The sequence below is a fragment of the Roseateles paludis genome, assembly GCF_039872745.1.
GTDB classification, from domain to species: Bacteria; Pseudomonadota; Gammaproteobacteria; order Burkholderiales; family Burkholderiaceae_C; genus Pelomonas; species Pelomonas paludis.
Genome location: NZ_JBDPZD010000003.1, coordinates 255,127 through 277,869, shown reverse-complemented (window position 1 = coordinate 277,869; position 22,743 = coordinate 255,127). Strand labels below are relative to the sequence as shown.

Annotated in this window: 23 protein-coding genes; 14 read left to right on the top strand and 9 right to left on the bottom strand. The window is 68.6% G+C overall.

The genetic code is table 11. From position 1 onward, the window contains the following. Positions 1-11: 11 nt before the first annotated feature. Positions 12-947 carry a histone deacetylase family protein gene (locus ABDJ85_RS12520; RefSeq protein ID WP_347705117.1) on the bottom strand — a complete coding sequence of 312 codons (936 nt, stop codon included), beginning with the start codon at positions 945-947 and terminating at the stop codon, positions 12-14. Between the two features lie 17 nt (positions 948-964). Here ABDJ85_RS12520 and ABDJ85_RS12515 point away from each other — a divergent pair, with 17 nt between their 5' ends. Both ABDJ85_RS12515 and ABDJ85_RS12510 read left to right on the top strand, forming a co-directional pair. Further along, on the top strand, positions 965-1,909 hold the full coding sequence (locus ABDJ85_RS12515; RefSeq protein WP_347705116.1) for an AAA family ATPase: 945 nt from the start codon (positions 965-967) through the stop codon (positions 1,907-1,909). Between the two features lie 45 nt (positions 1,910-1,954). Then, entirely contained in the window at positions 1,955-2,296 is a 342-nt protein-coding gene (locus tag ABDJ85_RS12510) for a hypothetical protein (RefSeq protein ID WP_347705115.1), read from the top strand. 120 nt (positions 2,297-2,416) lie between these two features. Here the strand turns inward: ABDJ85_RS12510 and ABDJ85_RS12505 are convergent, their stop codons facing one another. After that, positions 2,417-2,920, bottom strand: a complete 504-nt coding sequence (locus ABDJ85_RS12505; protein ID WP_347705114.1) for a hypothetical protein — start codon at positions 2,918-2,920, stop codon at positions 2,417-2,419. A gap of 22 nt (positions 2,921-2,942) precedes the next feature. Next, the gene (locus ABDJ85_RS12500) at positions 2,943-3,689 is read right to left on the bottom strand and encodes a FadR/GntR family transcriptional regulator (RefSeq protein ID WP_347705113.1); all 747 of its coding nucleotides are present in this window, start codon (positions 3,687-3,689) and stop codon (positions 2,943-2,945) included. Positions 3,690-3,842: 153 nt separating this feature from the next. Between ABDJ85_RS12500 and ABDJ85_RS12495 the strand changes: the two genes are divergently transcribed. Genes ABDJ85_RS12495 through ABDJ85_RS12480 form a run of 4 tightly spaced genes read left to right on the top strand, consistent with a single transcriptional unit; the run spans position 3,843 to position 7,574 of the window. Further along, positions 3,843-4,631 (top strand): SDR family oxidoreductase, encoded by a 789-nt coding sequence (locus ABDJ85_RS12495; protein ID WP_347705112.1) that lies wholly within the window; start codon positions 3,843-3,845, stop codon positions 4,629-4,631. Between the two features lie 22 nt (positions 4,632-4,653). Next, positions 4,654-5,508, top strand: a complete 855-nt coding sequence (locus tag ABDJ85_RS12490; protein ID WP_347705111.1) for an ureidoglycolate lyase — start codon at positions 4,654-4,656, stop codon at positions 5,506-5,508. Between the two features lie 36 nt (positions 5,509-5,544). Next, complete coding sequence (locus ABDJ85_RS12485; RefSeq protein ID WP_347705110.1) at positions 5,545-6,822, top strand: L-fuconate dehydratase; 1,278 nt, start codon at positions 5,545-5,547, stop codon at positions 6,820-6,822. Between the two features lie 5 nt (positions 6,823-6,827). Continuing rightward, on the top strand, positions 6,828-7,574 hold the full coding sequence (locus tag ABDJ85_RS12480; protein WP_347705109.1) for an L-fucose dehydrogenase: 747 nt from the start codon (positions 6,828-6,830) through the stop codon (positions 7,572-7,574). A 40-nt stretch (positions 7,575-7,614) separates the two neighbouring features. Here the strand turns inward: ABDJ85_RS12480 and ABDJ85_RS12475 are convergent, their stop codons facing one another. Both ABDJ85_RS12475 and ABDJ85_RS12470 read right to left on the bottom strand, forming a co-directional pair. After that, entirely contained in the window at positions 7,615-8,493 is an 879-nt protein-coding gene (locus ABDJ85_RS12475; protein WP_347705108.1) for an alpha/beta hydrolase, read from the bottom strand. A 402-nt stretch (positions 8,494-8,895) separates the two neighbouring features. Next, the gene (locus ABDJ85_RS12470) at positions 8,896-9,894 is read right to left on the bottom strand and encodes an alpha/beta fold hydrolase (protein WP_347705107.1); all 999 of its coding nucleotides are present in this window, start codon (positions 9,892-9,894) and stop codon (positions 8,896-8,898) included. Between the two features lie 86 nt (positions 9,895-9,980). Between ABDJ85_RS12470 and ABDJ85_RS12465 the strand changes: the two genes are divergently transcribed. After that, entirely contained in the window at positions 9,981-10,622 is a 642-nt protein-coding gene (locus tag ABDJ85_RS12465) for a Crp/Fnr family transcriptional regulator (protein ID WP_347705106.1), read from the top strand. Between the two features lie 13 nt (positions 10,623-10,635). Here ABDJ85_RS12465 and ABDJ85_RS12460 read toward each other — a convergent pair whose 3' ends face one another. From ABDJ85_RS12460 to selD, 3 genes are all read right to left on the bottom strand, one after another. Continuing rightward, positions 10,636-11,130, bottom strand: coding sequence for an MOSC domain-containing protein (locus ABDJ85_RS12460; RefSeq protein WP_347705105.1), 495 nt, complete (start codon positions 11,128-11,130; stop codon positions 10,636-10,638). A 120-nt stretch (positions 11,131-11,250) separates the two neighbouring features. Further along, complete coding sequence (locus ABDJ85_RS12455) at positions 11,251-12,915, bottom strand: serine hydrolase domain-containing protein (protein ID WP_347705104.1); 1,665 nt, start codon at positions 12,913-12,915, stop codon at positions 11,251-11,253. 120 nt (positions 12,916-13,035) lie between these two features. Then, positions 13,036-14,085 (bottom strand): selenide, water dikinase SelD, encoded by a 1,050-nt coding sequence (selD, locus tag ABDJ85_RS12450; RefSeq protein WP_347705103.1) that lies wholly within the window; start codon positions 14,083-14,085, stop codon positions 13,036-13,038. Between the two features lie 92 nt (positions 14,086-14,177). Here selD and ABDJ85_RS12445 point away from each other — a divergent pair, with 92 nt between their 5' ends. Genes ABDJ85_RS12445 through phnE form a run of 4 tightly spaced genes read left to right on the top strand, consistent with a single transcriptional unit; the run spans position 14,178 to position 17,506 of the window. Beyond that, entirely contained in the window at positions 14,178-15,026 is an 849-nt protein-coding gene (locus ABDJ85_RS12445; protein WP_347705102.1) for a putative selenate ABC transporter substrate-binding protein, read from the top strand. A 4-nt stretch (positions 15,027-15,030) separates the two neighbouring features. Further along, positions 15,031-15,852 (top strand): phosphonate ABC transporter ATP-binding protein, encoded by an 822-nt coding sequence (locus ABDJ85_RS12440; RefSeq protein ID WP_347705101.1) that lies wholly within the window; start codon positions 15,031-15,033, stop codon positions 15,850-15,852. Beyond that, positions 15,849-16,682, top strand: coding sequence for a PhnE/PtxC family ABC transporter permease (locus ABDJ85_RS12435; RefSeq protein WP_347705100.1), 834 nt, complete (start codon positions 15,849-15,851; stop codon positions 16,680-16,682). Before ABDJ85_RS12440 ends, ABDJ85_RS12435 begins: the two co-directional genes overlap by 4 nt. Beyond that, positions 16,679-17,506 carry a phosphonate ABC transporter, permease protein PhnE gene (gene phnE, locus ABDJ85_RS12430; protein WP_347705099.1) on the top strand — a complete coding sequence of 276 codons (828 nt, stop codon included), beginning with the start codon at positions 16,679-16,681 and terminating at the stop codon, positions 17,504-17,506. The genes ABDJ85_RS12435 and phnE overlap by 4 nt, the downstream gene beginning before the upstream one ends. On the opposite strand, the gene mnmH is transcribed toward phnE, so the two are convergent. Continuing rightward, positions 17,507-18,550 (bottom strand): tRNA 2-selenouridine(34) synthase MnmH, encoded by a 1,044-nt coding sequence (mnmH, locus tag ABDJ85_RS12425; RefSeq protein ID WP_347705098.1) that lies wholly within the window; start codon positions 18,548-18,550, stop codon positions 17,507-17,509. Positions 18,551-18,715: 165 nt separating this feature from the next. On the opposite strand from mnmH, the gene ABDJ85_RS12420 reads away from it, so the two are divergent. Genes ABDJ85_RS12420 through ABDJ85_RS12410 form a run of 3 tightly spaced genes read left to right on the top strand, consistent with a single transcriptional unit; the run spans position 18,716 to position 22,723 of the window. Continuing rightward, complete coding sequence (locus ABDJ85_RS12420; protein ID WP_347705097.1) at positions 18,716-19,678, top strand: alpha/beta hydrolase; 963 nt, start codon at positions 18,716-18,718, stop codon at positions 19,676-19,678. Positions 19,679-19,688: 10 nt separating this feature from the next. Continuing rightward, positions 19,689-20,696: a DUF58 domain-containing protein gene (locus ABDJ85_RS12415; protein WP_347705096.1), complete on the top strand. Its 1,008-nt coding sequence runs from the start codon at positions 19,689-19,691 to the stop codon at positions 20,694-20,696. Further along, a complete protein-coding gene (locus tag ABDJ85_RS12410; RefSeq protein ID WP_347705095.1) occupies positions 20,693-22,723 on the top strand; it encodes a transglutaminase TgpA family protein in 2,031 nt (676 codons plus the stop codon). Before ABDJ85_RS12415 ends, ABDJ85_RS12410 begins: the two co-directional genes overlap by 4 nt. Positions 22,724-22,743: the final 20 nt, after the last annotated feature.

The window sequence follows — 22,743 nt, the reverse complement described above, 5'->3', positions numbered from 1 at the left end:
TCATGCTTGATTCACGCTTCGCTCAGGGCTCGCACATGAACCCCCACGCTGCGAGCCAGGGCGCTGAGGTTGTAGCCCCCTTCGAGGCAGGAAACGACGCGCCCCTTGGCATGGCGCCGCGCCACGTCCAGCAGCTTGAGCGTGATCCATTCGTAGTCGGCCTCCACCAGCCCCAATTGGCCCAGGTCGTCGAGCCGGTGTGCGTCAAAGCCGGCCGAGATGAAGATCATCTCGGGCTTGAACGCCTCCAGTGCCGGCAGCCACATGGCCTCGACGATGTCGCGCACCTCGCCACCGCGCGTGTAGGCCGGGATGGGCACATTGACCATGTTGGTGCCCTTGGGCACGCCGCCGCAAAACGGGTAGAGCTCGTCCTGGAAGATGCTCACCATCAGCACCCGATCGTCGCCCGCAATGATGTCCTCGGTGCCATTGCCGTGGTGCACGTCAAAGTCCGCAATGGCGATGCGCTTGAGGCCCCGCACATCCAGCGCATGGCGCGCGGCAATCGCCACGTTGTTGAAGAAGCAAAAGCCCATGGCCTGGTCGCGCGTCGCGTGGTGGCCGGGCGGGCGCACCGCGCAAAAGGCGTTCTGGGCCTTGCCATCCAACACCAGGTCGGTGGCCTGCACGGCCGCGCCGGCGGCCATCAAGGCAGCACGCCAGGTGTACGGGTTGGCAACGGTATCGGGGTCCAGGGCCACGGACTCGCCGCTGGCCTCGCAGCGCTGCAACTGGTCGCTCAACTCGGCCACATAGGCCTGGGTGTGCGCGAGGGTCAGGTCAGTCAGCTTGGCGGGCTGCGCCTCCATGGGCTGCAGGCCGGCATCGAGGCCGGAGGCGATCAGCCAGTCGTTGATGGCGTCGAGCCGCGCCGGGCATTCGAAGTGGCCGGCGCCCATGTCGTGGCGGCGGCACTCGGGGGGGCTGAAGAAGGCGGTGGACATTTGCTATGGTCGCTGGCATGACGGCATCACACACACCGACCGCCCAATCAAAAGCCCTGTTGCGGGCTGTTCGAGACCAGATTAGCACGGTCATTCGGGGCAAACCGGCGCAGATCGCAGACGCCCTCACCTGCCTGCTGGCCGGCGGCCATCTGCTCATCGAAGACGTGCCCGGCGTGGGCAAGACGACGCTGGCCCAGGCCCTGGCCATCACGCTCGGCCTGCGCTTCCAGCGCAGCCAGTTCACCGCCGACCTGTTGCCCAGCGACCTGATCGGCACGACGGTGTACGAGCGCGAGCAGCAAGGCTTCGTCTTCCACCCCGGCCCGGTGTTTGCCCAGGTGCTGTTGGCCGACGAGATCAACCGCGCCGGGCCCAAGACGCAGAGCGCGCTGCTGGAGGCGATGGAGGAGCACCAGGTCAGCGTCGATGGCGTGTCGCACCGCCTGCCCGAGCCCTTCTTCGTCATCGCCACGCAGAACCCTAGCGAGCAGCTCGGCACCTTCCCGCTGCCCGAGTCGCAGCTGGACCGCTTCCTGATGCGCATCTCGCTCGGCTACCCCGATGCCCGCGCCGAGCGCGAGCTGCTGCTGGGCCAGGACAGCCGCGAGCAACTGGCCACCCTGCAGCCCGTGATGCAGCCCACCGACCTGCAAGCCGCACAAGCCGCCGTGCGCACCATCCACGCGGCGCCGCCCTTGATCGACTACCTGCAACTGCTCATCGACGCGACCCGCTCGGGCCAGTGGTTTGTGCAGGGCCTCTCGCCCCGCGCCGGCCTCGCCGTGCTGCGCGCCGCCCGTGCCCACGCCCTGCTGGCCGAGCGCGACTACGTCAGCCCCGACGACATCCAGGCCATCCTGCCCCAGGTCATTGCCCACCGTCTGCACCCTCGGCCCGGGGCTGGGCGTGGCGCGGTGGAGCAAGTGCGGGCGATGGTCGAGGCTATTCCGTTGCCGTGAACCACGGACACCATGCGAACGCACCTACTCGTCGCTCTTTGTCTGATGACCGCAGCAGCCTGCGGCTGTGCCACGCATCCTGTTGCCGAAACCCGCCCCATGCAAACCTGCGTGAAAGGCGCTGTACCGGCTGGCGTGTCCAGCGAGGCCTTCTCACTTGCCTTGAAGCAGGCGCAGCAGTTCGCCAACGAAACCTATGGAGCGGACTGCCATGTCTGTGCCGAGGTGATCGACAGCGCCGACACCTACCGGCTTCACATCACAAGCCCGATCGACACTTTGATCAACACGTCGGCCGGCCTCGATTTGAGGAAAGCGGATGGCCGTGTGATCAAGCGCTCCGTATGGCATTCCTGCCACGCGCGACTTGTCAGGAAAGCGGACTGACAAACCACTGAGGCACCCGCATCACCGTCTGTGCCGCCAACGGCATCTTGAGCTTCCCGACAGCATCGTGCAGTCGTGCGCGATGGGGGAGGCCATCCAAATGCCTTGCTGGTGCCTGCCTCAGCGGCTTGGGCGCAAGTCAAAGACAAAGTCGTCCGACTCCTCCACACCCGCAACGGCCTCCATGTCTGGCACCTGCTTAGACAAACTCTTGCCGTCCAGCCGCCAGCGGTAGTTTTCTTTCGCCCAATCAAATAGCTCTGAGTCCAGGCATCGAATGAGTTGCGCCTCAAAGTCAGGGCGGAGGTCTCGGCACGGCGGGCCCGCCTTCCACCATTGACGGTCGGGCAAAAGATGCAGGCCCTCGCTAATGGGTATCCACCACGCAAACAGCCGCCCTTCCGCCGTTCGAATGAACAGGACCTCGGCGCGCCTTTGTGCATGCTCTCCGGGATACCGGAGATAGCGATACGTGCCAGCCGAAAGGCCCGCAATTGACACGCGGGGACGTGCAGCCTCAGCGGCTGCCGTCGGCGCCAGGCTCTGCGTCAGCACGTAAGCGATAGCCGCCGATGCCATGAGGCTGAAGCCAGTCAATAGACGGACAAGTGTGGGGCGACTCATCCCGCCGAGCCTAGCGCAAGCGTCAGGGCGCCATCCCGTTCCCCGCCCAGCGCTCATGCGCCGACAGCAGGTGGTGCTGCATGGCCACCTGGGCCGCAAGGGGGTCGCGGGCCTCAAGCGCGTGCAGGATGCGTTCGTGCTCTCGCAGCGCGTCCTGCCAGGTCTGGCGTGTGTCGGCCTTGGCGCTGAGCTGCAGGGTGATCGGGCTGTAGCGGCCGTCAAAGAGTTCGGCCACCAAGCGCTCCAGCACGGCATTGCCCGCGAGGGCCGCGACGGCGACGTGGAAGCGGCGGTCGGCGTCCAGCGCACTGCGGCCGGCCTGCATGGCCTGGCGCATCTCGTCCAGCGCCTCGCGCACGGGGCGCAGGCCTTCGGGCGTGGCGCGCACGCAGGCCGGGGCCATCAAGGCGCCCTCGAGCATGGCGCGGGCTTGCATCAGCTCCATGGGGCTATCGCCCAGGCTGTCACCCAAACCTGCGGTGACGGCGGCGTCCCCAGCAGCGACTGCCGCTTCACGCACGTAGATGCCGGCGCCCATGCGCACCTCCACGCAGCCAGCAATCTCCAGCGCAATCAAGGCCTCGCGCACCGAGGGGCGCGACACGCCCAGCTGCTGCGCCAGCTCCCGCTCAGGCGGCAGGCGGCTGCCCACACCAAACTGCCCCTGGCGGATCAGCTCGCGCAGCCGGTCGGCGATCTGCTGGTACAGCCGGCGCGAGCCGGGGGCTTTGTCAGTGGCCCGCTCTGCGGCTCGGGTGGGGTCGTTCATCGTTGGCGCCTGGCTAAATGTAGGTAACGGGCTGCTTTTGGCCTGACCAATTCTAGGCAGAGCCTGCCGAGCGCTCAGAATGGTCAGGCCAATCTACAAAATTGCGTAAACTGGCCTGACCAAACCGCCCTCACCTGTCACCCTCCAGCGACCGTGACCTCTTCTGCCTCACCCCCACCCGCTTCACTTGCGGGCAAAACCGTCCTCATCACCGCCGCCGCCCAGGGCATGGGCCGCGCCAGTGCGCTGGCCTGCCTGTCCGCCGGCGCGAGCGTGATTGCGACCGACATCCAGGCCGAGGCCCTCGCCACCCTGGCCGCTGAGACGCCCCACCCCGAGCGCCTGCGCACCGCCGTGCTGGACGTGCGCGACACCGCGGCTGTAGCGGCCCTGGCCGCCACGCTGCCGCCGCTGCACGGCCTCTTCAACTGCGCCGGCTACGTGCACAGCGGCACGGTGCTGGACTGCGACGAGGCGGCCTGGGACTTCAGCATGGACCTCAACGTCAAGAGCATGTGGCGCCTGCTGCGCGCGGTGCTGCCCGGCATGCTGGCCGAGGCCGCTCGTACGGGCAACTCCGCCTCGGTCGTCAACATGGCCTCCATGGCTGGGTCGATCAAGGGCTTCCCCAATCGCTTTGCCTACGGCACCACCAAAGCCGCCGTGATCGGGCTGACCAAGGCCGTGGCGGCTGACTTCGTCAAGCAAGGCCTGCGCTGCAATGCCTTGTGCCCCGGCACCGTGGACACGCCCTCGCTGCGCGAGCGCATCAACGCCGCGCCCGACCCCGCGCAGGCCGAGCGCGACTTCATCGCCCGCCAGCCCATGGGCCGCCTGGCCAGCGTGGACGATATTGCGCCCATGGTCGTCTTCCTGCTCTCTGACGACGCTCGCCTCATCACCGGCCAGGCCCTGCTGGTGGACGGCGGCGTAACGATCTAAACCCCGCTTCAGGACCCTCAACATGAAACTCCTCCGCCACGGCCCCAAGGGCCAGGAACGCCCCGGCCTGCTCGACGCTGCAGGCCGCGTGCGCGACCTGTCTGAACACATCACCGACCTGACCGGCAGCGCCCTCACCCCCGCCAGCCTGGCCCGCCTGCGCGCACTCGACCTGGACAGCCTGCCCGTGGTGGCCGGCACCCCGCAGAGCGACCTGCGCCTCGGCCCCTGCGTGGGCCAGGTGGGCAAGTTCATCTGCATTGGCCTCAACTACGCCGACCACGCGGCTGAGTCCAACCTGCCCGTGCCCAAAGAGCCCGTCGTCTTCGCCAAATGGACCAGCGCCATCACCGGCCCCGATGACGAGGTCGAGATCCCGCGTGGTTCGGTCAAGACCGATTGGGAGGTCGAGCTGGGCGTGGTGATCGGCGAAGGCGGCCGCTACATCAGCGAGGCCGACGCCCTCAAGCATGTGGCGGGCTACTGCGTGGTCAACGACATCTCCGAGCGCGAATGGCAGCTGGAGCGCGGCACCCAGTGGGACAAGGGCAAGGGCTGCGACACCTTCGGCCCCATCGGCCCCTGGCTCGTCACGGCCGACGAAGTGCCCGACCCGCAGAACCTCAGCCTCTGGCTCGAAGTGGACGGCCACCGCTACCAAAACGGCAACACGCGCACCATGGTGTTCACCGTCGCGCAGATCGTCAGTTACCTGAGCCAGTTCATGAGCCTGCAGCCCGGCGACGTCATCTCCACCGGCACCCCGCCCGGCGTGGGCCTGGGCCAAAAGCCTCCGGTCTACCTGAAGGCCGGCCAGACCATGCGGCTCGGCATCGAAGGCCTGGGCACCCAGAGGCAAAAGACCGTCCAGGCTTAAGACCCGACTTTCAGCCCGACTTCCAGCCCGGCGCCCATGACCCGCATCACCTCGCTGCGCACGCTGGACGTGCGCTTCCCCACGTCCCAGCACCTCGACGGCTCGGACGCCATGAACCCCGACCCCGACTACTCGGCCGCCTACGTCATCCTGGGCACCGATACGGATGGATTGGAGGGGCATGGCCTCACCTTCACCATCGGGCGCGGCAACGACATCTGCTGCGCCGCCATCGAGGCCCTGGCCAGCCGCGTCGTGGGCCTGGAGCTGGACTGGATCGCTGCCGACATGGGCCGCTTCTGGCGCCACGTCACGTCCGACAGCCAGCTGCGCTGGATCGGGCCCGACAAAGGCGCCATCCACCTCGCCACCGGCGCCGTCGTCAACGCCGTCTGGGACCTCTGGGCCAAGGCCGTGGGCAAGCCGCTGTGGCGCTTGGTGGCCGACATGAGCCCCGAGGAGCTTGTGCGCTGCATCGACTTCCGCTACCTCACCGACTGCATCACGCCCGACGAAGCACTCGCCCTCTTCACCCGCGCCGCCGAGGGCAAGGCCGAGCGACTCGCCACCTTGGAGCGCGAGGGCTACCCCTGCTACACCACCTCGGCCGGCTGGCTCGGTTACCCCGACGACAAGCTGCGCCGCCTATGCCAAGAGGCTGTGGATGCCGGCTTCAGTCACATCAAGCTCAAGGTGGGCCGCGACCGCGCCGACGACATCCGCCGTCTGCGCATCGCCCGCGAGGTGCTAGGCCCCGATCGCTTCTTGATGATCGACGCCAACCAGGTCTGGGACGTGCCCGTCGCCATCGACTGGCTGCAGGACCTGGCCTTTGCTAGACCATGGTTCATCGAGGAGCCCACCAGCCCCGACGACGTGGAAGGCCACCGCGCCATCCGCGAGGCCGTGCTGCCGATGAAGGTCGCCACCGGCGAGATGTGCCAGAACCGCATCCTCTTCAAGCAGTTCATCATGCGCGGCGCCATCGACGTGGTGCAGATCGACAGCTGCCGCCTTGGCGGCGTCAACGAGATCCTGGCCGTCATGCTGATGGCCGCCAAGTACGGCCTGCCCGTCTGCCCGCACGCCGGCGGCGTGGGCTTGTGCGAGTACGTGCAGCACCTCTCCATGATCGACTACCTCTGCATCGCCGGCACCCGCGAGGGCCGCGTGATCGAGTACGTTGACCACCTGCACGAGCACTTCGTCGACCCCTGCGTCGTCCAAGGCGCCGCCTACATGCCACCCACCGCGCCCGGCTTCTCCATCACCATGAAGCCCGAGTCACTCACGCACTACACCTACAAAGGCTGACCCACATGGACCTCGGGCTCACCGGCAAAGTCATCCTCATCACCGGCGGCGGCTCCGGCATCGGCGCCGCCATCTGCAAACAGCTGCGGCAAGAGGGCGCCATCGCCATCAGCATCGGCCGGGGCGCCAACGCCCCTGAGGCCCATGCCCACATCGAGCTGGAGCTTCAAGACGAGCCCGCCTGCCGCGCCGCCGTGGCCCGCATCGTGGCCGAGCACGGTGCCATCGACGGCCTCGTCAACAACGCGGGCGTCAACGACTGCGTAGCCCTGAGCGCCGGAACCGCCCCTTTCCGCGCCTCGCTGGAGGCCAACCTCATCCACGCCTATTTGCTGGCCCACCTCTGCGAGCCCCAGCTCAAGGCCACACGCGGCGCCATCGTCAACATCGGCTCCAAGACCTCCATCACCGGCCAGGGCGGCACCAGCGGCTACACCGCCGCCAAGGGTGCCCTGCTTGCCCTCACCCGTGAGTGGGCCGCCGCCCTGCGCCACGACGGCGTCCGCGTCAACGCCGTCATCCCCGCCGAGGTGATGACGCCGCTCTACGCCAGCTGGCTCACCACCTTCCCCGACCCGGCTACCCAGCAAGCCAAGATCGAGCACCGCATCCCGCTGGGCCAGCGCATGACCACGCCCGACGAGATCGCCAGCAGCGTGGTCTTTTTGCTATCCAGCCGCAGCAGCCACACCACCGGGCAGTGGGTGTTTGTGGATGGCGGGTACACGCATCTGGATCGGGCCTTGGACTGAAAGAACAAGGCCCGCAACTTGCGGGCCTTTTTGCTGCGCCTTACTTCGTCATGCCATGCATGCGAAGCCAACTCACAAAGGCCTCGAACCAGCCCGTGCTCGTCGTCGTCTTCGGGTACATGCCGAAGCCGTGCCCGCCCTGCTCGTACAGGTGGAACTCGACCGGGCGCTTGGCGGCCTTCCAGCTGTCGATGAGCCCGTAGCCGGCGTTTGCGAAGAACGGGTCGTCAGCGGCCAACGCAATGAACAGCGGCGGCGCATCCGCTGGGACAGCCATCGGCGCCAGCGGGCCGTAGATGTTGCCGATGAACGCAGGCTTGGCGTCCTCGCCATTCGTCGTGGTCGCCATCGTCAACATGGCGCCCGCCGAGAAGCCCACCATGCCGATCCGCTGCGGATCGACATGCCACTCGGCAGCGCGCTTGCGGATCAAGGCAAACGCCGCGCGCGCGTCGGCAATCTGCGGCGCCAAGCCCGCCAGGAACTGTGCGGGATCAGGACGCGGTGGCGGCTGCTTGCCCGAGAACCGCTCCCGCATGGCCTTCTCGTTTTCTTCCAGATCAGGCAGCGTCTGGTTCAAGCGGTACTTGATGACGAAAGCCGCAACGCCCTTGGCAGCCAAGGCGCGGGCGACGTCCCAACCCTCGTTGTCCATCGACAAGCTCATGAAGCCGCCGCCAGGCGCCACCACAACCGCCGCACCGCTGGCCTTGGCCGGGTCGGGCAGGAAGGGCGTGAGCGTCGCCACCGTCACGTTGCGCGCGAAACGGCTGCCGTACTGCGTATGCCACACCTCAGGGTTCTTGGCGCCCGGCAGCGGGCCGGTGCCCAACTCGATCGCATTCGGCTGCGCCGGCGTGGCGATGGGTGTCGCCTTGTCGTCCGCCGCATGCGCGGGAACAGCGAGCGCCCCCGCCAAAGCAAGACCTGCGAACGCCAAACGCGATGTGACCGCCCGTGCGACGGCGAGTCCCGTCCAGCGATGTGATGTCTCTTTCAACCTGCTTCTCCTGTATTTGTGTGTTTGAGGAACTGGCCCAGAGGTTGTCCAGGGAGTCAGGACGCTGGCACCGGGCCAATGCTGGCAATCCCGCGAGGCTTACCAGGGGCACACCATATTCAGACTTCATCTTCAGCGGACAACTTCGGCAACAGAATCCAGTCGAGTTTCATGTCGAAAATGGAATTGCTAGTGCGGGCAACTGATCTCTAGCGCCCTCAATACAAGCAATCCTTGGAGGCGATGAGGTTGATGCCCGAGATGACGAGGTTGCGGCGCAGCACAGCCACGTCCGCGGGGGGGGGCGCCGGCCAGGCTTGCTCAGGGCGATGAACCTGCCAAGAAGCTGCGCACCACCGCCAGGCTCCGCTCGAGCTGGTCGTTGAACATGAAGTGACCCGCCTGCGGGATGACCTCCAAGCTGGCATGGGCGAAGTGGCCCATCAGCTTGCGTTGATGCGCTTCGCCAACCACGCGGTTGCAGCCGCCGGCGAGGAACAACGTGGGGCCTTGGAAGGCGTCGACACCCTTGCGAAAGTCCAGCTGCCTGCCAAAGGCCGGGTCGTCCATCATGCGGCCCATGGTCGCCTGGAAGTTTGAGCTGCCGAAGCGCCACGCCTGCAGTGCGGGCAAGCGGCCATCGCACATCTCGTCGGCGCCCTGCGTCAGCGGCAGCACCTGCAGCAGAAACCAGTCGTCGCGGGCATACGGGTCGCCCTCGGCGCGTACGAACCACTTGCTCATCCAGGCCTTGGTAAAGCCCCACATCACCGGCAAAGGCGGCATGCCGCCCGAGGTGAACACCTCGACGGTGGAGGCGTCCAGGAACGCGGGCTCGGCCAGGATCAGGCTGCCGACCTTCTCAGGGTGCGTGCCGGTGTAGGCCGAGGCGAGCATGGCGCCCCAGGAGTGGCCGAGCAGATGCACAGGCCGGCCCTGGCCGAACGCGGTGACGAAGGCATCCAGGTCGCTGATGAAGGTCTGCACGCTGATGCTGTCGGCCGGCACGCGCTGCGACAGGCCGGTGCCGCGCTGGTCGTAGAAGACGACGTGGTAGTCGTTGGCCAGTGCCTTCAGGCCCAGCAGGTAGCGGTAGTCGGCCCCCGGCCCGCCGTGCAGCACGATCAGCACGGGCTTGCCCGCCTCACCAAAGTGCTCGGCATGGAAGGCATGGCCGTTGAGGTCCACGCGTGGCAGGGCGGCATCATGCTCGACCGTGGGCGGCACGCGCAGCAGGGCGTGGGCCGGCAAGAGGCTGGCAACAAACAGCAGGCTGGTTAGCAGCACGGCTGCGACGCGTAGGCGATGATTTTTGAACATGGTGACAAGGCGGTCTTGGTGGACAGGCCCTCATGGTCGAATGAGCCGGCAATGACGCGCCACAACATTGGATAAGTTGCCCACCGATGACCCGATCCACGCAACCGCAGCCGCCCCAGGCTTCAGAGCCGCTGAGCAACGCTGATCGCCAGGCCCTGCTGGCGATCGCCAACGCGCTGGCGCCGCTGGACGAGGCCGCCATCGAGCCGCTGCTCCAGACCATCACCGTGCAACGCTTGGCGCCGGGCGAGGCGCTGCTGCGCGCGGGCGAGCCAGGCGCGCGCGAGTTCTTCGTGCTGGACGGCGTGCTGAAGTCCTGGGTGGGAGACGCGCAGGGGCGCGAGGTGACATTGGCCTTTCACGTAGGGCCAGGCGTGCTGACGCCTGCCATCGCCCGCGTGGTGAACGAGCGTTCTCGCGTGCACTGCCACGCGCTGACGGCGGCTGTTGTGGCCGGGTTCGAGGCGAGCCTGCTGCTGGACTGCATGCTGCGCGTCCCGTCCGTGCAACGCTGGGGCGATGCCGTCATGCGCGCCGAGTTGATGCGCCGGGTGGACCGCGAATGGGCACTGGCGGCCTTGCCGGCGATGGAGCGGCTGCAGCACTTCCGCGCGCAGTTTCCCGGGCTGGAAGCGCGCATTGCGCAGCATCACATTGCCAGCTATCTGGGCATCACGCCCGTGAGCTTGAGTCGCTTGCGCGCGCAGGAGCGCGCAGCGGCTGTGTAGTGCGAGGCGGGGCTCAGCCCTGCTCCGCTCTCACCTCATCCCCCACGCCAATCGCTCCCGCCTCCAGCACCCGCGCCGTCATGCCCCCATGCCCGCGCATGGCCGCGTAGCCGCCCACGCCCACGGCCTCTTCCATGCGTGAGCAAGGCTGGCAGGGGCCGACGATTTCGAGCAGCGCACCGCCCACGCGGACGCGGGCGTTCTTGAGGGCGATGAGGTTGATGCCGGAGACAACGAGGTTGCGGCGCAGGGCGGCCACGTCCACGGTGGGCACGCCGGCAAGTAGCGCGATGACGGGCAGGTGCTCGTGCTGGATCAGAGTGACCTGGCGGGTGGAGAGCTCGGCCTCGCCGCGCTTGCCAAGCCGGTCGTCAGCCAGGCCGATGCCGGCCAGGGCCAGCGTGGACGTGATGCAGCGCGCCGGCTGGCGCGGATCGCCACGCACGACGATGGCCTCGACACGGCCGGTGATATGGGGCGGCTTGAGCAGGTCGCGGATGGTCTTCATGCTGAGATTTTGGCGGGGGATGGATCGCCAAACGTCTCAGCAGCACGGGCGTGACCGCAGCTGCATGCGTGGATCACGCCCGTTGGGGCTTGGGTGCCCGGGCTGGCCGGGCCGGCCACCTTACTTGGCAGCCGCTGGCACCCGCGTCATGGTGATGCGGGCAGGGCCCTGGACCAGGGTTGCAGTCTGCGCCGGGCCAACTGCAGGCTCGAAGCGCAGGCTGACGTCCACCACGGTCGCGTACAGCTCGCGCGGGTGGCTGGCCTTGAGGGGAACGGCGGGCTGTCCCGGGGGCTGGGCCAGCAACTCGCCCTGGGGGCCGAGCAGGATCTTGATCTGGAACTGCGGGCCGGCGTAGTCGCCCACCAACTCGGCCTTTTGGGCGTCGCTCAGACTCAGGTCGGCACGCTGCGGCAGGTCGCCGGTGCGGGTCCAGACGTCGCCTTCACCATCGCCTTCGGCATAGACGCGCAGGCCGGTGATGGTGCCGTTGGCGCTGCGCTCGATGCTGATCTGCTCGACCGAGCCAGTCACGGCAAACCTGGCCGGGCCCACGGGCGTGAGCGCGGCGGCGCCGCCACCGGCGCGTTGGTGGGTCAGTGCGCCATCGGCCATGCGCAGCGAGCAGGACTCCTGGCCCTGCGCGTAGACGCCCTCAAAGGCCTTGAGCTGCTCGGCCGGCAGGCTCACCGCCGTGGGCTGCGGGAAGGGCTTGCCGGCGGCAAACGCGGCCAGTTGGCGGCCCATGAGTTCGAGATCCAGGCCGCCATCGGCATTGCGCAGCAGCGCCACGGTGACGCGCTGTGCCGGCAGGTATTGCAGCAAGGAGTTGAAGCCGGGAATGCCACCGCCGTGCGAGATCAAGCGCTCACCCCGCAGCGTGCCGACGAACACGCCGTAGCCGTAGTGCGGGCCTTGCGCGGTGCCCTCGGGCGTGGTCATGCGCTGGTAGGTGTCGGGCTTGAGGAAGGCGCCTTCGTGCAGCAGCTGGTTCCACCGCCACAGGGACTGCAAGTCGCCCACCAAGGCGCCGGCGGCATGCGGCTGGGTCATGCTGATCAGCGCGGCCGGCGCGAGCGCCGTGCCGTTGCCGCGTGTGTAGCCGCTGGCGTGGCCATCCACGATACGGTCTGGCGCGGGGTAGAACAGGGGCGACTTCAGCGTGGTGGCGGTTTGCCACCAGGGCTTGCCGGTGATGGCCTCGATCACGGCGCCCACCAGCACATAGCCCGAGTTGTTGTAGGCCCAGGCGCTGCCCGGCGCAAAGTCGGCCGGCTGGTCCTTGAACACCTTGACCAGCGCGGCGGTGTCGAGGTCATGGCGCACAAGGTTGCCCATGTAGCCGGGGATGCCGGTGTAGCTTTTGACCCCGCTGGTGTGGTTGAGCAGCATGGCCAGGGTGATGGCGCTGCCGTTGGGATAGTCGGGCAGGTATTTGGACAGCGGGTCGCTCAGGCTGGCCCGGCCTTCGTCCACCAGCTTCAGCAGCGTGGCCGCGCTGAACTGCTTGGTGACCGAGCCGATCCGGAAGCGATGCTCAGGCGCCAGCGGCACACCCAGCTCGATGCTGGCCTGGCCGCGCGCCGTCTGCAGCAGCAGCTCGTCACCACGCGCCACCAGCACCGCCACGCCGGGTCCCTTGGGGTCGATGTGCTGGCGCACCAGCAGCTCGGTGGCAAACCTGCCAACGGCAGCCGCGTCGGGCAGCGGCGCAGCCAGCGCTGAGAGTGTGGGAAGGGCGAGGCTCACCGCCAGCAGTGGCTGCCAGCGAATGGGGTGTGTCATGGAAGGGCTCCATCAGGGAAGGAGCCTGGATGCTGCCCACCGCGCCGGGGCCGCGCGAGCGCGGTGCGACAGGGCGCAGATCCGCCCGATCAGGTGCACGGGCGGGCGGATGGAGGAAGCTCAGCCCCTGAGCACCAAGCGCTGCGCACCAGGCGCCAGCACCTCACCCACCTCGGCCGCCGCCTCAAACCCGTGGCGCTGGAACACCGCCATCACATCTGCCACCGCCGCTGCGTCGCAGGACACGAGCAAGCCGCCACTGGTCTGCGGGTCGGTTATCAGGGCACGGTCGATGTCTGAGAAGCCTTCAGGCAACTGCACCTCGCCGCCGTAGCTGGCCCAATTGCGGCCAGAGGCGCCGGTGATGCAGCCGAGGCTGGCCAGGTCGCGCACGCCGGGCAGCAGAGGCACGCGGGGCCAGTCGAGGGCGATGGTGGCCTGCGCGCCCCGGGCCAGTTCCAGTGTGTGGCCGGCCAGGCCAAAGCCCGTCACATCGGTCAGCGCGTGCACGCCAGGCAGTGCGGCCAGCTCGGGGCCGGGGGTGTTGAGCCGGGTGGTGGTGTCGATCATGCAGGCATAGCCTTCGGGCGAGAGCCGTTCCTTCTTGAGCGCGGCCGAGAGCACGCCCACGCCGAGCGGCTTGCCCAGCACCAGCCGGTCGCCCACGCGGGCATCAGCATTGCGCTTGACCCGCTTGGGGTGCACCACGCCCAGCGCGACGAGGCCGTAGATGGGCTCGACCGAATCGATGGTGTGCCCGCCCGCGATGGGGATGCCCGCGGCGCGGCAGACCGACTCGCCGCCTTCGAGGATCTTGCCGATGACGTCGAGGGGCAACACATTGACCGGCATGCCCACCAGGGCCAGCGCCATGATGGGCTTGCCGCCCATGGCGTAGACGTCGCTGATGGCATTGGTGGCGGCGATGCGGCCAAAGTCGAAGGGGTCGTCGACGATGGGCATGAAGAAGTCGGTCGTCGCGATGACGGCGATGTCGTCGGTGAGCTGATAGACGGCCGCGTCGTCCGCCGTCTCGATGCCCACCAGCAGCTGCGGCGGCACCGGGAACTTGGCGGTGTTCTTGAGGATCTCGCTCAGCACGCCCGGCGCGATCTTGCAGCCACAGCCGCCGCCGTGGGAGAGGGAGGTGAGGCGGGGAATCGAGGTCAACGCAGGCTCCGTGAATGGCAGACGCGAAGTATCGAGGCCGGGCCGGATTCGAAGGTCTAATTCCTGCCTTGCTCCACCCACCCAACGCCGCCATGCAAACGATCCGCCGCGCCCTCCTCGCCACCGCCCTGCTCGCCGTTGCCGGCCTGGCCCAGGCCCAACAGGTCTTCCGCGTCACCGTCATCCCCGACGAGTCGCCCACCGAGCTGGCCCGCAAGGCCGAGCCGCTGGTGAAGTATCTGGAGGCCAAGCTGGGGATGAAGGTGGAGTTCACGCCGGTGACGGACTACGCCGCCGCCGTGGAGACCTTGATCAACCAGAAGGTGCAACTGGCCTGGTTCGGGGGCTTCACCTTCGTGCAGGCCTCGGTGCGCTCTGGCGGCAAGGTGATCCCGCTGGTGCAGCGCGAGGAGGACGAGCGCTTCAAGTCGGTCTTCATCACCGCAGACCCCGCCATCAAGACCCTGGCCGACCTGAAGGGCAAGGACGTGAGCTTTGGGTCGCAAAGCTCGACCAGCGGGCACCTGATGCCGCGCAGCTTCCTGCTGGCCGCTGGGCTGGAGCCTGAGCGCGACTTCAAGCGTGTGGCCTTCAGTGGCGCGCATGACGCCACCATCGCCGCCGTGGCGGCAGGCAAGGTGCAGGCCGGGGCGCTGAACGTCTCGGTGTGGGAAAAGTTTGTGGCCGACAAAAAGGTGGACACCGACAAGGTACGCGTGTTCTTCACCACCCCGCCCTACTTTGACTACAACTGGACCGTGAGCAGCAGCATGCCCGAGGCCCTGCGCAACAAGCTGGCCCAGGCCTTCCTGGCGCTGGACAAGAACACGCCCGAGGGCAAGCAGATCCTGGACCTGCAACGCGCCACGCGCTTTGTGCCCACCAAGGCCGAGAACTACAAGGCCATTGAGGCCGCCGCCCGCAGCGCTGGTCTGTTGTGAGCCCATGCGCCTGACCCTCGACTCGCTGCACGCCCGCCACCCGGCCGCCCCCAAGGGCCGCGACGCGTTGCGCGGCATCAACTTGGCGCTGCAGCCGGGCGAGCAGGTGGCGGTGATCGGCCCCTCGGGCGCGGGCAAGACGACGCTGCTGCATGTGGCGGCGGCGGCGCTCAAGCCCGCGCTGGGCACGCTGCAACTCGACGGTACCGACCCGTGGCAATTGCGCACTGCAGCGCTGCAGAGGCTACGTAGCCAGCTCTTCTTGGCGCCGCAAGTACCGCCGCTACCGCCGCGCCAGCGGGTGGTCACGGCCGTGCTGGCCGGGCGGTTGCCAGCCTGGGGTTTGCTCAAGAGCCTGCGCTCGCTGTTCTACCCGGCCGACATTGGCGGCGCCCACGCCGCGCTGGACCGCTTCGGCCTGGCCGACAAGCTCTTTGCCCGGGTGGACCGGCTCTCGGGCGGCGAGCGCCAGCGCGTGGCCCTGGCGCGGGCGCTGGTGTCGCCGGCCAAGCTGTGGCTGGTGGACGAGCCGCTTTCGGCGCTGGACCCAACGCGGGCTGAGACCGTGATCCGCACGCTCACGGCCGAGGCGCGCGAGCGTGGCGTCACGATGCTGGTCAGCATGCACCAGGTGGACACCGCGCTGGCGCACTTCAGCCGCATCCTGGGCCTGCGCGATGGCGCCGTGGCGTTTGACCTGCCCGCTGCCGACGTGAGCCGCGAGCATCTGCTGCAACTCTATGCCCAGCATGAAGACGAGCTGCACCAACCGCTAGCCTCGCCTGACGCGCCGGCGGCGGCGCCTGTGGTGATGCATTGCCGATGAGCGCTGTGGCTGAACGCAACGTCCACCGGGACCCCGCCTGGCTCGGCCGCGTGTTCTGGTTCTGCGCCGGCCTCGCCCTGCTGTGGCCGCTGCTGGTGGCGACCGAGTTCCGCCCCTGGGTGATGTGGACGCCCGAGAGCCGCGAGGCCACCGGGCGCTTCCTCGCGGCCTTTGTTCCTCCCGCCCTGGGCGCGGAGTTTTTGTTGATGGTGGCGCGCGAGACCTGGCGCACCGTGGCCATCGCCACGGCGGGCATCAGCCTCGGCCTGCTCATCGCCGTGCCGGCCACCTTGATGTCCACCCGCGTGCTCTCGGTCTCGGCGCTCTCGGGCCGCATGGCCCTGGTGCCCGCTGTGCTGCGTCAAAGCCTGCGCCTGCTGCTGGTGATGCTGCGTTCCATCCCTGAGCTGGTCTGGGCCCTGGTGTTTGTGCGCGTCGTGGGCCTGGGGCCCACGGCCGGCGTGCTGGCCATCGCACTCACCTACGGCGGCATGCTCGGCAAGGTGTATGCCGACATCCTGGAAAGCGGCGAGACCCCCGCCACCCGCGCCCTGTTGCTGAACGGCAGCGGGCGCCTGCAGGCCTTTGCCTACGGCCTGCTGCCGCAGAACGCGGGCGAGCTGACGTCCTACACCGTGTACCGCTGGGAATGCGCGATCCGCTCGTCCGTCGTGCTGGGCTTTGTGGGTGCCGGGGGCCTGGGCCAACAGCTCGACAGCTCGACCAAGATGTTTGCCGGCGGCGAGGTGGCGACCATGCTGATGGTCTTCGTGTTGCTCGTGACGCTGGCCGACAAAGTCAGCGCCTGGCTCCGCAAGGTGTTGGCATGAGACCCAAGCAAGCCGCCAACCTGCCCTACCGGCTGCCACCGCCGCTCTTCCATGCACGCAGCCGGGCGCTTTGGATCAGCCTGTCGCTGCTGGCCCTGGTCAGCGCCAGCTTCTGGAGCCTGGACCTGCAGTGGTCCGCCTTTTTGTCGCTCGAAGCCGCGCAGAGCATGGCGCGCTTTGTGGGCGAGTTCTTCCCGCCGGACCTCACGCCCCGCTTCGTCAACAAGGTGGCGCTGGCGAGCCTGGAGACCCTGGCCATGTCGGCGCTGGGCACGCTGCTGGCCGCCATCGGTGGGCTGCTGTTGGCCTTGCCCGCTAGCCGCACCCACGCCGCCGACCCTGCGCTGGCACGCGCCCCCACGCGGCTGCTGCTCAACGCGCTGCGCTCGGTGCCCGAGCTGGTGTGGGCCGCGCTGCTCTTGATCTCGGCAGGCCTGGGCCCGCTGGCCGGCACCTTGGCCCTGGGCCTGCACACCACGGGCGTGCTGGGCCGCCTGTTTGCTGAAAGCATCGAGAACGCCCCACCCGGCCCGGCCGCCGCGCTGCGCAGCCAGGGCGTGCCGGCGGGCCGCGTCTTCCTTTACGCCACCTTGCCCCAGGTCCTGCCGCAGCTGGTCTCCTACACGCTCTACCGCTGGGAGAACAACATCCGCGCCGCCGCCATCCTCGGGGTGGTGGGCGCCGGCGGCCTGGGGCAGATGCTGGCCTTCCACCTGGGCCTCTTCCAGATGGGCAAGACCGCCACCGTGCTGGCCGCGATGCTGGTGCTGGTGGCGCTGGTGGATGGGCTCAGCGCATTGGCGCGGCGCCTGATGGCCCGCTGATCAGAGCCCCGCGATCTGGGCGGCCAGCGCGGCAATGCCTGCGTCGCTGAGGTCGTCGCACGCCACACGCAGCGCGCCGCCCAACTCGGCCAGGTGCCGGCCTTGCGAGCGGGCGTAAAGCGGGTCGTAGTGCTCGCGCATCAGGCCTTCAAACAAGGGCGGCAGTTCGCCCGCCAGCGCCCAGGCCTGCCATTGCGCCAGGGTCTCCTTCGGCAGCAGCTCGCGCAGCGTGCCCAGCTTGTCGGCCAGGCCTTGCGCGTCATCGCCCAGCCAGGCGTAGTCGCGCAGCAGATAGGCCAGTCGCGCCTCAAAGCTCGCGGCAATCTCCACCACCGGGCTGGCCCGCAGCCGCGCCAGCACGGGCTCAGGCACCGTCAGCTTGCCAATGCGCCGGCTCTCGGCCTCCACCCACACGCGGCGCGTCAGGTCAAAGCGCGAGATCGCCAGCATCAGCTGGGTCTCGAAGCCCTTTTGCGTCGGCTGCGGCCGCCCCGGCATGCCGCCCAGCACCGAGCCCCGGTGCGCAGCCAGGTCCTCCAGGTCCAGCACCTGCTCGCCCTGCGCCGCCAGGGCCTGCAGCACTCGCGTCTTGGCGCTGCCCGTGGGGCCGCACACCACGCGCAGCTGCAGCTGCGGGCCCTTCAGCGCGATCTGCTCGATGACGTGCGCGCGCCAGGCCTTGTAGCCGCCCTTGAGCTGCTGGGCATCCCAGCCCACCAGGCGCAGCCAGTTCACAAAGCTGCCGCTGCGCATGCCGCCGCGCCAGCAATAGATCAGCGGCCGCCAATCCTTGGGCTTGTCGTGGAACAGCGCCTCCAGGTGCCGCGCGATATTGCGCGCGACCATGGCGCCGCCAATCTTGCGCGCCTCGAAGGCCGAGGTCTGCACGTAAGTCGTCCCCACGATGCGCCGCTCTTCATCGTTCAGCACCGGGCAGTTGACGGCGCCGGGCAAGTGGTCAAGCGCGAACTCGGCGGGCGAGCGCGCGTCGATGACGACGCTGAAGTCGCCAATGTCGGCAACGGTGGTGGGCTGGTGGCTCATGGGGATGGCAGGTGACCGGGCGGGGATGTTGCCATGCCGCGCCAAGCGGCCACGGCCACCCATAAACCCCAATGCCTGCCCGGGGTGTAAATCGAGGCCGCAAGGCCTTCCCGCAGCCTAAGCAGCGCCAGAATCACCCCTTCATTAGCTCGCTATCGATTCGCCATGCCGACGTCCCTGCGCCTTGCTTCCATCGCCCTGTGTCTCACTGGCCTTTTTGGGCTGGCCCAAGCCCAACCCGCCTCGGCGCCGGAGGCTGTGGTGCCGGATACCCCGGGCTCGGGCGCCTACCCGGCGCTTAAGGAGGAGGTCGCGTCGCTGCCGGACCACGTCGTCTACCGGCCGGCCAAGCTGGACGCGATCAAGCCCAAGCAGTTGGGCCTGTATGTGTTTGGCAATGGCGCCTGCTCGGACGACGGCGCCAGCTCGCGCATGCACCTGCTGGAGATCGCCTCGCACGGCTATGTGGCGATTGCGCTGGGGCGCATCCGCACGGGCCCCGGCGTGACGCTGCCGCTGGAGCCGCCGGCGCCGCGCCCGAGCGATGCGCAGGGCCGCCCGGTCTTCCCGCCGTCGCCCACCAATCACAAGGGCCTGATGTGGGCCATTGACTGGGCGCTGGCCCAGAACGCCGACCCCAAGAGCCCCTACTTCGGCAAGCTGGACCCCAGCGCCATTGCGGTCTCGGGCTTCAGCTGCGGCGGCCTGCAGGCCCTGCGCGTGGCGCCGGACCCGCGCGTGAAGACCTTGATCGTGATGAACAGCGGCATCTTCGTGCCCGGCACCGGCCCGCAGCACGCCGAGATGTCGCAGCCCAAGAGCCTGCTCGACCAGATCAAGGTCCCTGCGCTCTACGTGCTGGGCGGCCCCACCGACATTGCCTACAACAACGGCATGGACGACTTCGAGCGCATCAACCACGTGCCGGTGGCCGTGGCCAACCTCAAGGGCGTGGGCCATGGCGGCACCTATATGCAGCCCAATGGCGGCAAGGCGGCCGCCGCCGTGGTGGCCTGGCTGAACTGGCAGTTGAAGGGCGACAAGCAAGCCGCCAAGGCCTTTGTGGGCGCCAACTGTGGCCTGTGCACCGACGCGGCTTGGGAGCTGCGGAAGAAGAAGATCGACTGAGAATGGGGGCGTGCCCGCCCCCACTTCGAGTCCCTCGCGCCCTGCACCGCGCCCCGGCCTGATCCGCGCCCGCTGGCAAGCCTGGTGGATGGCGCGCCAGCCGGCTGCTGACACGCACGAGCTGACGCAGCGCAACGTCTACATCGTCCCGAGCCGTGCGGGGCTGGCCTTTGGCCTGACGCTGCTGGTGCTGCTAGTGGCCACCATCAATGAGCAGATCAGCCTGGGCTATGCGCTGACCTTCTTGCTGGCGGGCGCGGTGCTGGCCTCCATGCACACCACGCATGCCAACCTGCGCGGGCTGCGCATGGACCTGCGCCCGCCCGAAGCCGTGCACGCGGGCGACGAGGTGGCCCTGCACATCCACCTGCACAACAGCGGCGCGGCGCGCTATGGCATTGGCTTCCAGGCCGACACCGCGGCCCCGCCCACCTGGGTCAATGTGCCCGACAAGGGCCATGCCGAGCTGACGCTTCGCCTGCCCATGCGCACACGCGGGCTGCAGGCGTTGCCGCGGCTGGTGATCACCACACGCTTTCCGCTGGGGGTCTTTCGCGCCTGGAGCTACTGGCGACTGGCCGCCAAGGTCTGGGTCTACCCAAGGGCTGAAGTGCCCACGCCGCCCTTCCCGCCCCAGCCCGAGGCGGGCGAAGGCCAGGCAGAGGCCAGCAGCCCGCGCCGGCGTGGCACCGACTTTGCCGGCGTGCGCAGCTACCGCCCGGGCGACAGCCCCCGCCAAGTGCTGTGGCGCAAGTCCGTCGCGCTGATGGACCAGGGCCAGGCGCCCTGGGTGCGCGAGACCGAGGCACCGCTGGCGCAAGAGCTGCACTTTGAGCTGGCACAGACACCCGGCGCCGACTTGGAGGCCAAGCTCTCACGCCTGACAGCCTGGGTGCTGGCGGCGGAGCGGGCGCAGCAGCCGTATGGGCTCGGGCTGGGCGCGAGCCACATCGAACCCAGCCTCGGGGCCACGCACCAGCGCGCTTGCCTCGAACGGCTGGCGGGGTGGCAAGCATGACCAGCCTTGCCCTGCGCGCTCGGCTCCAGCGCCTGCCGCGTGACACGCGCGACACCCTCTTCCTGCTCGGCGTCATCACCGCCGTGCTGCTGCCCCATGTGGACCACTTGCCGTGGTGGAGCACCACGCTCGCAGGCCTGGTGCTGCTGTGGCGGGGCGTGCTGGCCTGGCGGCAGCAGCCGCTGCCGGGGCGCTGGGCCTTGCTGGCGGTGTTCGTCATCGCGGCGCTGCTGACCAAGCTCAACCTCGGTGCCCTCTTTGGCCGTGAGCCCGGCGTGACGATGCTGGCCGTGCTGCTCGCGCTCAAGACCCTGGAGCTGCGCGCGCGGCGTGACGCCTTCGTGGTGTTCTTCCTCGGGTTCTTTCTGCTGCTGGCGCATTTTTTCTACTCGCAGTCGCTGCTGACGGCGCTGTGGATGCTGCTCACCGTGTGGGGCCTGCTGGCCGCCGTGGTGTTGGCGCAGATGCCGGACACAGGGGCCGAGACCGCCAACCTGACTGTGGCCGCGCGGCGTGCGGCGTCCACCACGCTGCTGGGCTTGCCGATCATGGTGCTGCTCTTCATGTTCTTCCCGCGCATCGCGCCGCTGTGGGGCGTACCGACCGAGCAGATCGGCCGCACCGGCCTGTCCAACCAGCTCGAATTCGGCGCCATGAACGAGGTGGCCAATGACGACAGCATCGCGCTGCGCCTCAAGGTGCTGGACGGCAGCCTGCCGCCGCCCGATGCACGCTACTTTCGCGGCCCCGTGCTCAGCGTCTTCGACGGCAAGACCTGGCGCGCCCCCAGCAGCGCGCTTGATGCCTGGCGCCGCCAGCCCGACAGCCTGCACACCGAAGGCCGCCCGCTGCGCTACGAGCTGACGCTGGAGCCCCTGCGCATCCCCGTGCTGCCGCTGCTGGAGATGAGCGATGGGCGCGAGCGCAGCGAGGCCGACATCGGCTTCAAGCGCGGCCCCGAGTTGCAATGGCTGGCAACCCGGCCGCTGACCGAGCGCCTGCGCCTCACCGCCGAGGCCTACCCGGCCTGGACAGCCGGCGCCGACCGGCACCTGCTGCGCAACGGCCCCGAGCTGCAACTGCCCCGCGGCCTCAACCCCCGCACCGTGGCCTGGGCCCGCGCCCTGGCCGCCGAGTCGCGCTTTGCCGAGCTGACTCCCGCTGAGCACACCCGCGCCCTCGTCGAAGCCGTGCTGCAGCACATCCGAAGCGCCGACTTCACCTACACCCTCGCCCCCGGCCGCTATGGCGAGGACAGCCCCCACCTCATCGACGAGTTTTGGCTGGACCGGCGCCTGGGCTTTTGCGAGCACTTTGCGTCCGGCTTTGTCGTGGTCATGCGGGCCATGGGCGTGCCCGCCCGCGTCATCACCGGCTTCCAGGGCTGGGACCCCGAGCCGCAAGACGGCTACCTCGTCGTGCGCAATGCCAACGCCCACGCCTGGGCCGAGGTCTGGGTGCCCGGCCAGGGCTGGCTGCGCACCGACCCCACGGCAGCCGTCGCCCCCGGCCGCGTCTCGGCGGGCGAGGCGCTGCGCCCCCAGCCCGGCGTCTTGGGTCAGCTCAACCCCACCGCCTGGCGCGCGCTGCGAAGCAGCTGGGAGACCGTCAACAACCGCTGGGCCCAGTGGGTGCTCAACTACTCGCGCCAGAACCAGTTCGACCTGCTCAAGAACCTCGGCTTCCAGCAACCCGACTGGACCGCCCTCGGCCAGGCCATCGCCGGCGTGATCCTGGCGCTCACCCTCGCCACCGTGGCCTGGATGCGCTGGCAGCAGCGGCCCCATGGCGTCTGGGCGCGGCTCAGACACAAGGTGCAGCGCGAGCTGGTGCGTTTGGGGGTGGAAGCGCCGATGCATGAGAGCCTGGCGGCGTGGGCGGAGCGGCTGCAAGCATTGCGACCAGACGCGGCGGCACAAGCCACTGCCATGCTCATCACGCTGGAGCAGCAGCGCTATTCGGGCCAAGCTATCACGCCCGACTGGCCTGGCCTGCGTACCGCGCTTCGGGCTCTTGCGAAGCACTAGACCACCCTATGCTCAAGGGC

Excerpts from the sequence above, each read along its gene's own strand:
- ABDJ85_RS12470 (WP_347705107.1), bottom strand. The coding sequence starts at position 9,894 with ATGTTCAAAAATCATCGCCTACGCGTCGCAGCCGTGCTGCTAACCAGC.
- ABDJ85_RS12435 (WP_347705100.1), top strand. The coding sequence starts at position 15,849 with ATGAGCGCTGTGGCTGAACGCAACGTCCACCGGGACCCCGCCTGGCTC.
- ABDJ85_RS12440 (WP_347705101.1), top strand. The coding sequence starts at position 15,031 with ATGCGCCTGACCCTCGACTCGCTGCACGCCCGCCACCCGGCCGCCCCC.
- ABDJ85_RS12420 (WP_347705097.1), top strand. The coding sequence starts at position 18,716 with ATGCCGACGTCCCTGCGCCTTGCTTCCATCGCCCTGTGTCTCACTGGC.
- ABDJ85_RS12410 (WP_347705095.1), top strand. The coding sequence starts at position 20,693 with ATGACCAGCCTTGCCCTGCGCGCTCGGCTCCAGCGCCTGCCGCGTGAC.
- ABDJ85_RS12480 (WP_347705109.1), top strand. The coding sequence starts at position 6,828 with ATGGACCTCGGGCTCACCGGCAAAGTCATCCTCATCACCGGCGGCGGC.
- ABDJ85_RS12515 (WP_347705116.1), top strand. The coding sequence starts at position 965 with ATGACGGCATCACACACACCGACCGCCCAATCAAAAGCCCTGTTGCGG.
- ABDJ85_RS12500 (WP_347705113.1), bottom strand. The coding sequence starts at position 3,689 with ATGAACGACCCCACCCGAGCCGCAGAGCGGGCCACTGACAAAGCCCCC.
- phnE (WP_347705099.1), top strand. The coding sequence starts at position 16,679 with ATGAGACCCAAGCAAGCCGCCAACCTGCCCTACCGGCTGCCACCGCCG.
- ABDJ85_RS12505 (WP_347705114.1), bottom strand. The coding sequence starts at position 2,920 with ATGAGTCGCCCCACACTTGTCCGTCTATTGACTGGCTTCAGCCTCATG.
- ABDJ85_RS12465 (WP_347705106.1), top strand. The coding sequence starts at position 9,981 with ATGACCCGATCCACGCAACCGCAGCCGCCCCAGGCTTCAGAGCCGCTG.
- ABDJ85_RS12460 (WP_347705105.1), bottom strand. The coding sequence starts at position 11,130 with ATGAAGACCATCCGCGACCTGCTCAAGCCGCCCCATATCACCGGCCGT.
- ABDJ85_RS12490 (WP_347705111.1), top strand. The coding sequence starts at position 4,654 with ATGAAACTCCTCCGCCACGGCCCCAAGGGCCAGGAACGCCCCGGCCTG.
- ABDJ85_RS12520 (WP_347705117.1), bottom strand. The coding sequence starts at position 947 with ATGTCCACCGCCTTCTTCAGCCCCCCCGAGTGCCGCCGCCACGACATG.
- ABDJ85_RS12445 (WP_347705102.1), top strand. The coding sequence starts at position 14,178 with ATGCAAACGATCCGCCGCGCCCTCCTCGCCACCGCCCTGCTCGCCGTT.
- ABDJ85_RS12485 (WP_347705110.1), top strand. The coding sequence starts at position 5,545 with ATGACCCGCATCACCTCGCTGCGCACGCTGGACGTGCGCTTCCCCACG.
- ABDJ85_RS12510 (WP_347705115.1), top strand. The coding sequence starts at position 1,955 with ATGACCGCAGCAGCCTGCGGCTGTGCCACGCATCCTGTTGCCGAAACC.
- mnmH (WP_347705098.1), bottom strand. The coding sequence starts at position 18,550 with ATGAGCCACCAGCCCACCACCGTTGCCGACATTGGCGACTTCAGCGTC.
- ABDJ85_RS12455 (WP_347705104.1), bottom strand. The coding sequence starts at position 12,915 with ATGACACACCCCATTCGCTGGCAGCCACTGCTGGCGGTGAGCCTCGCC.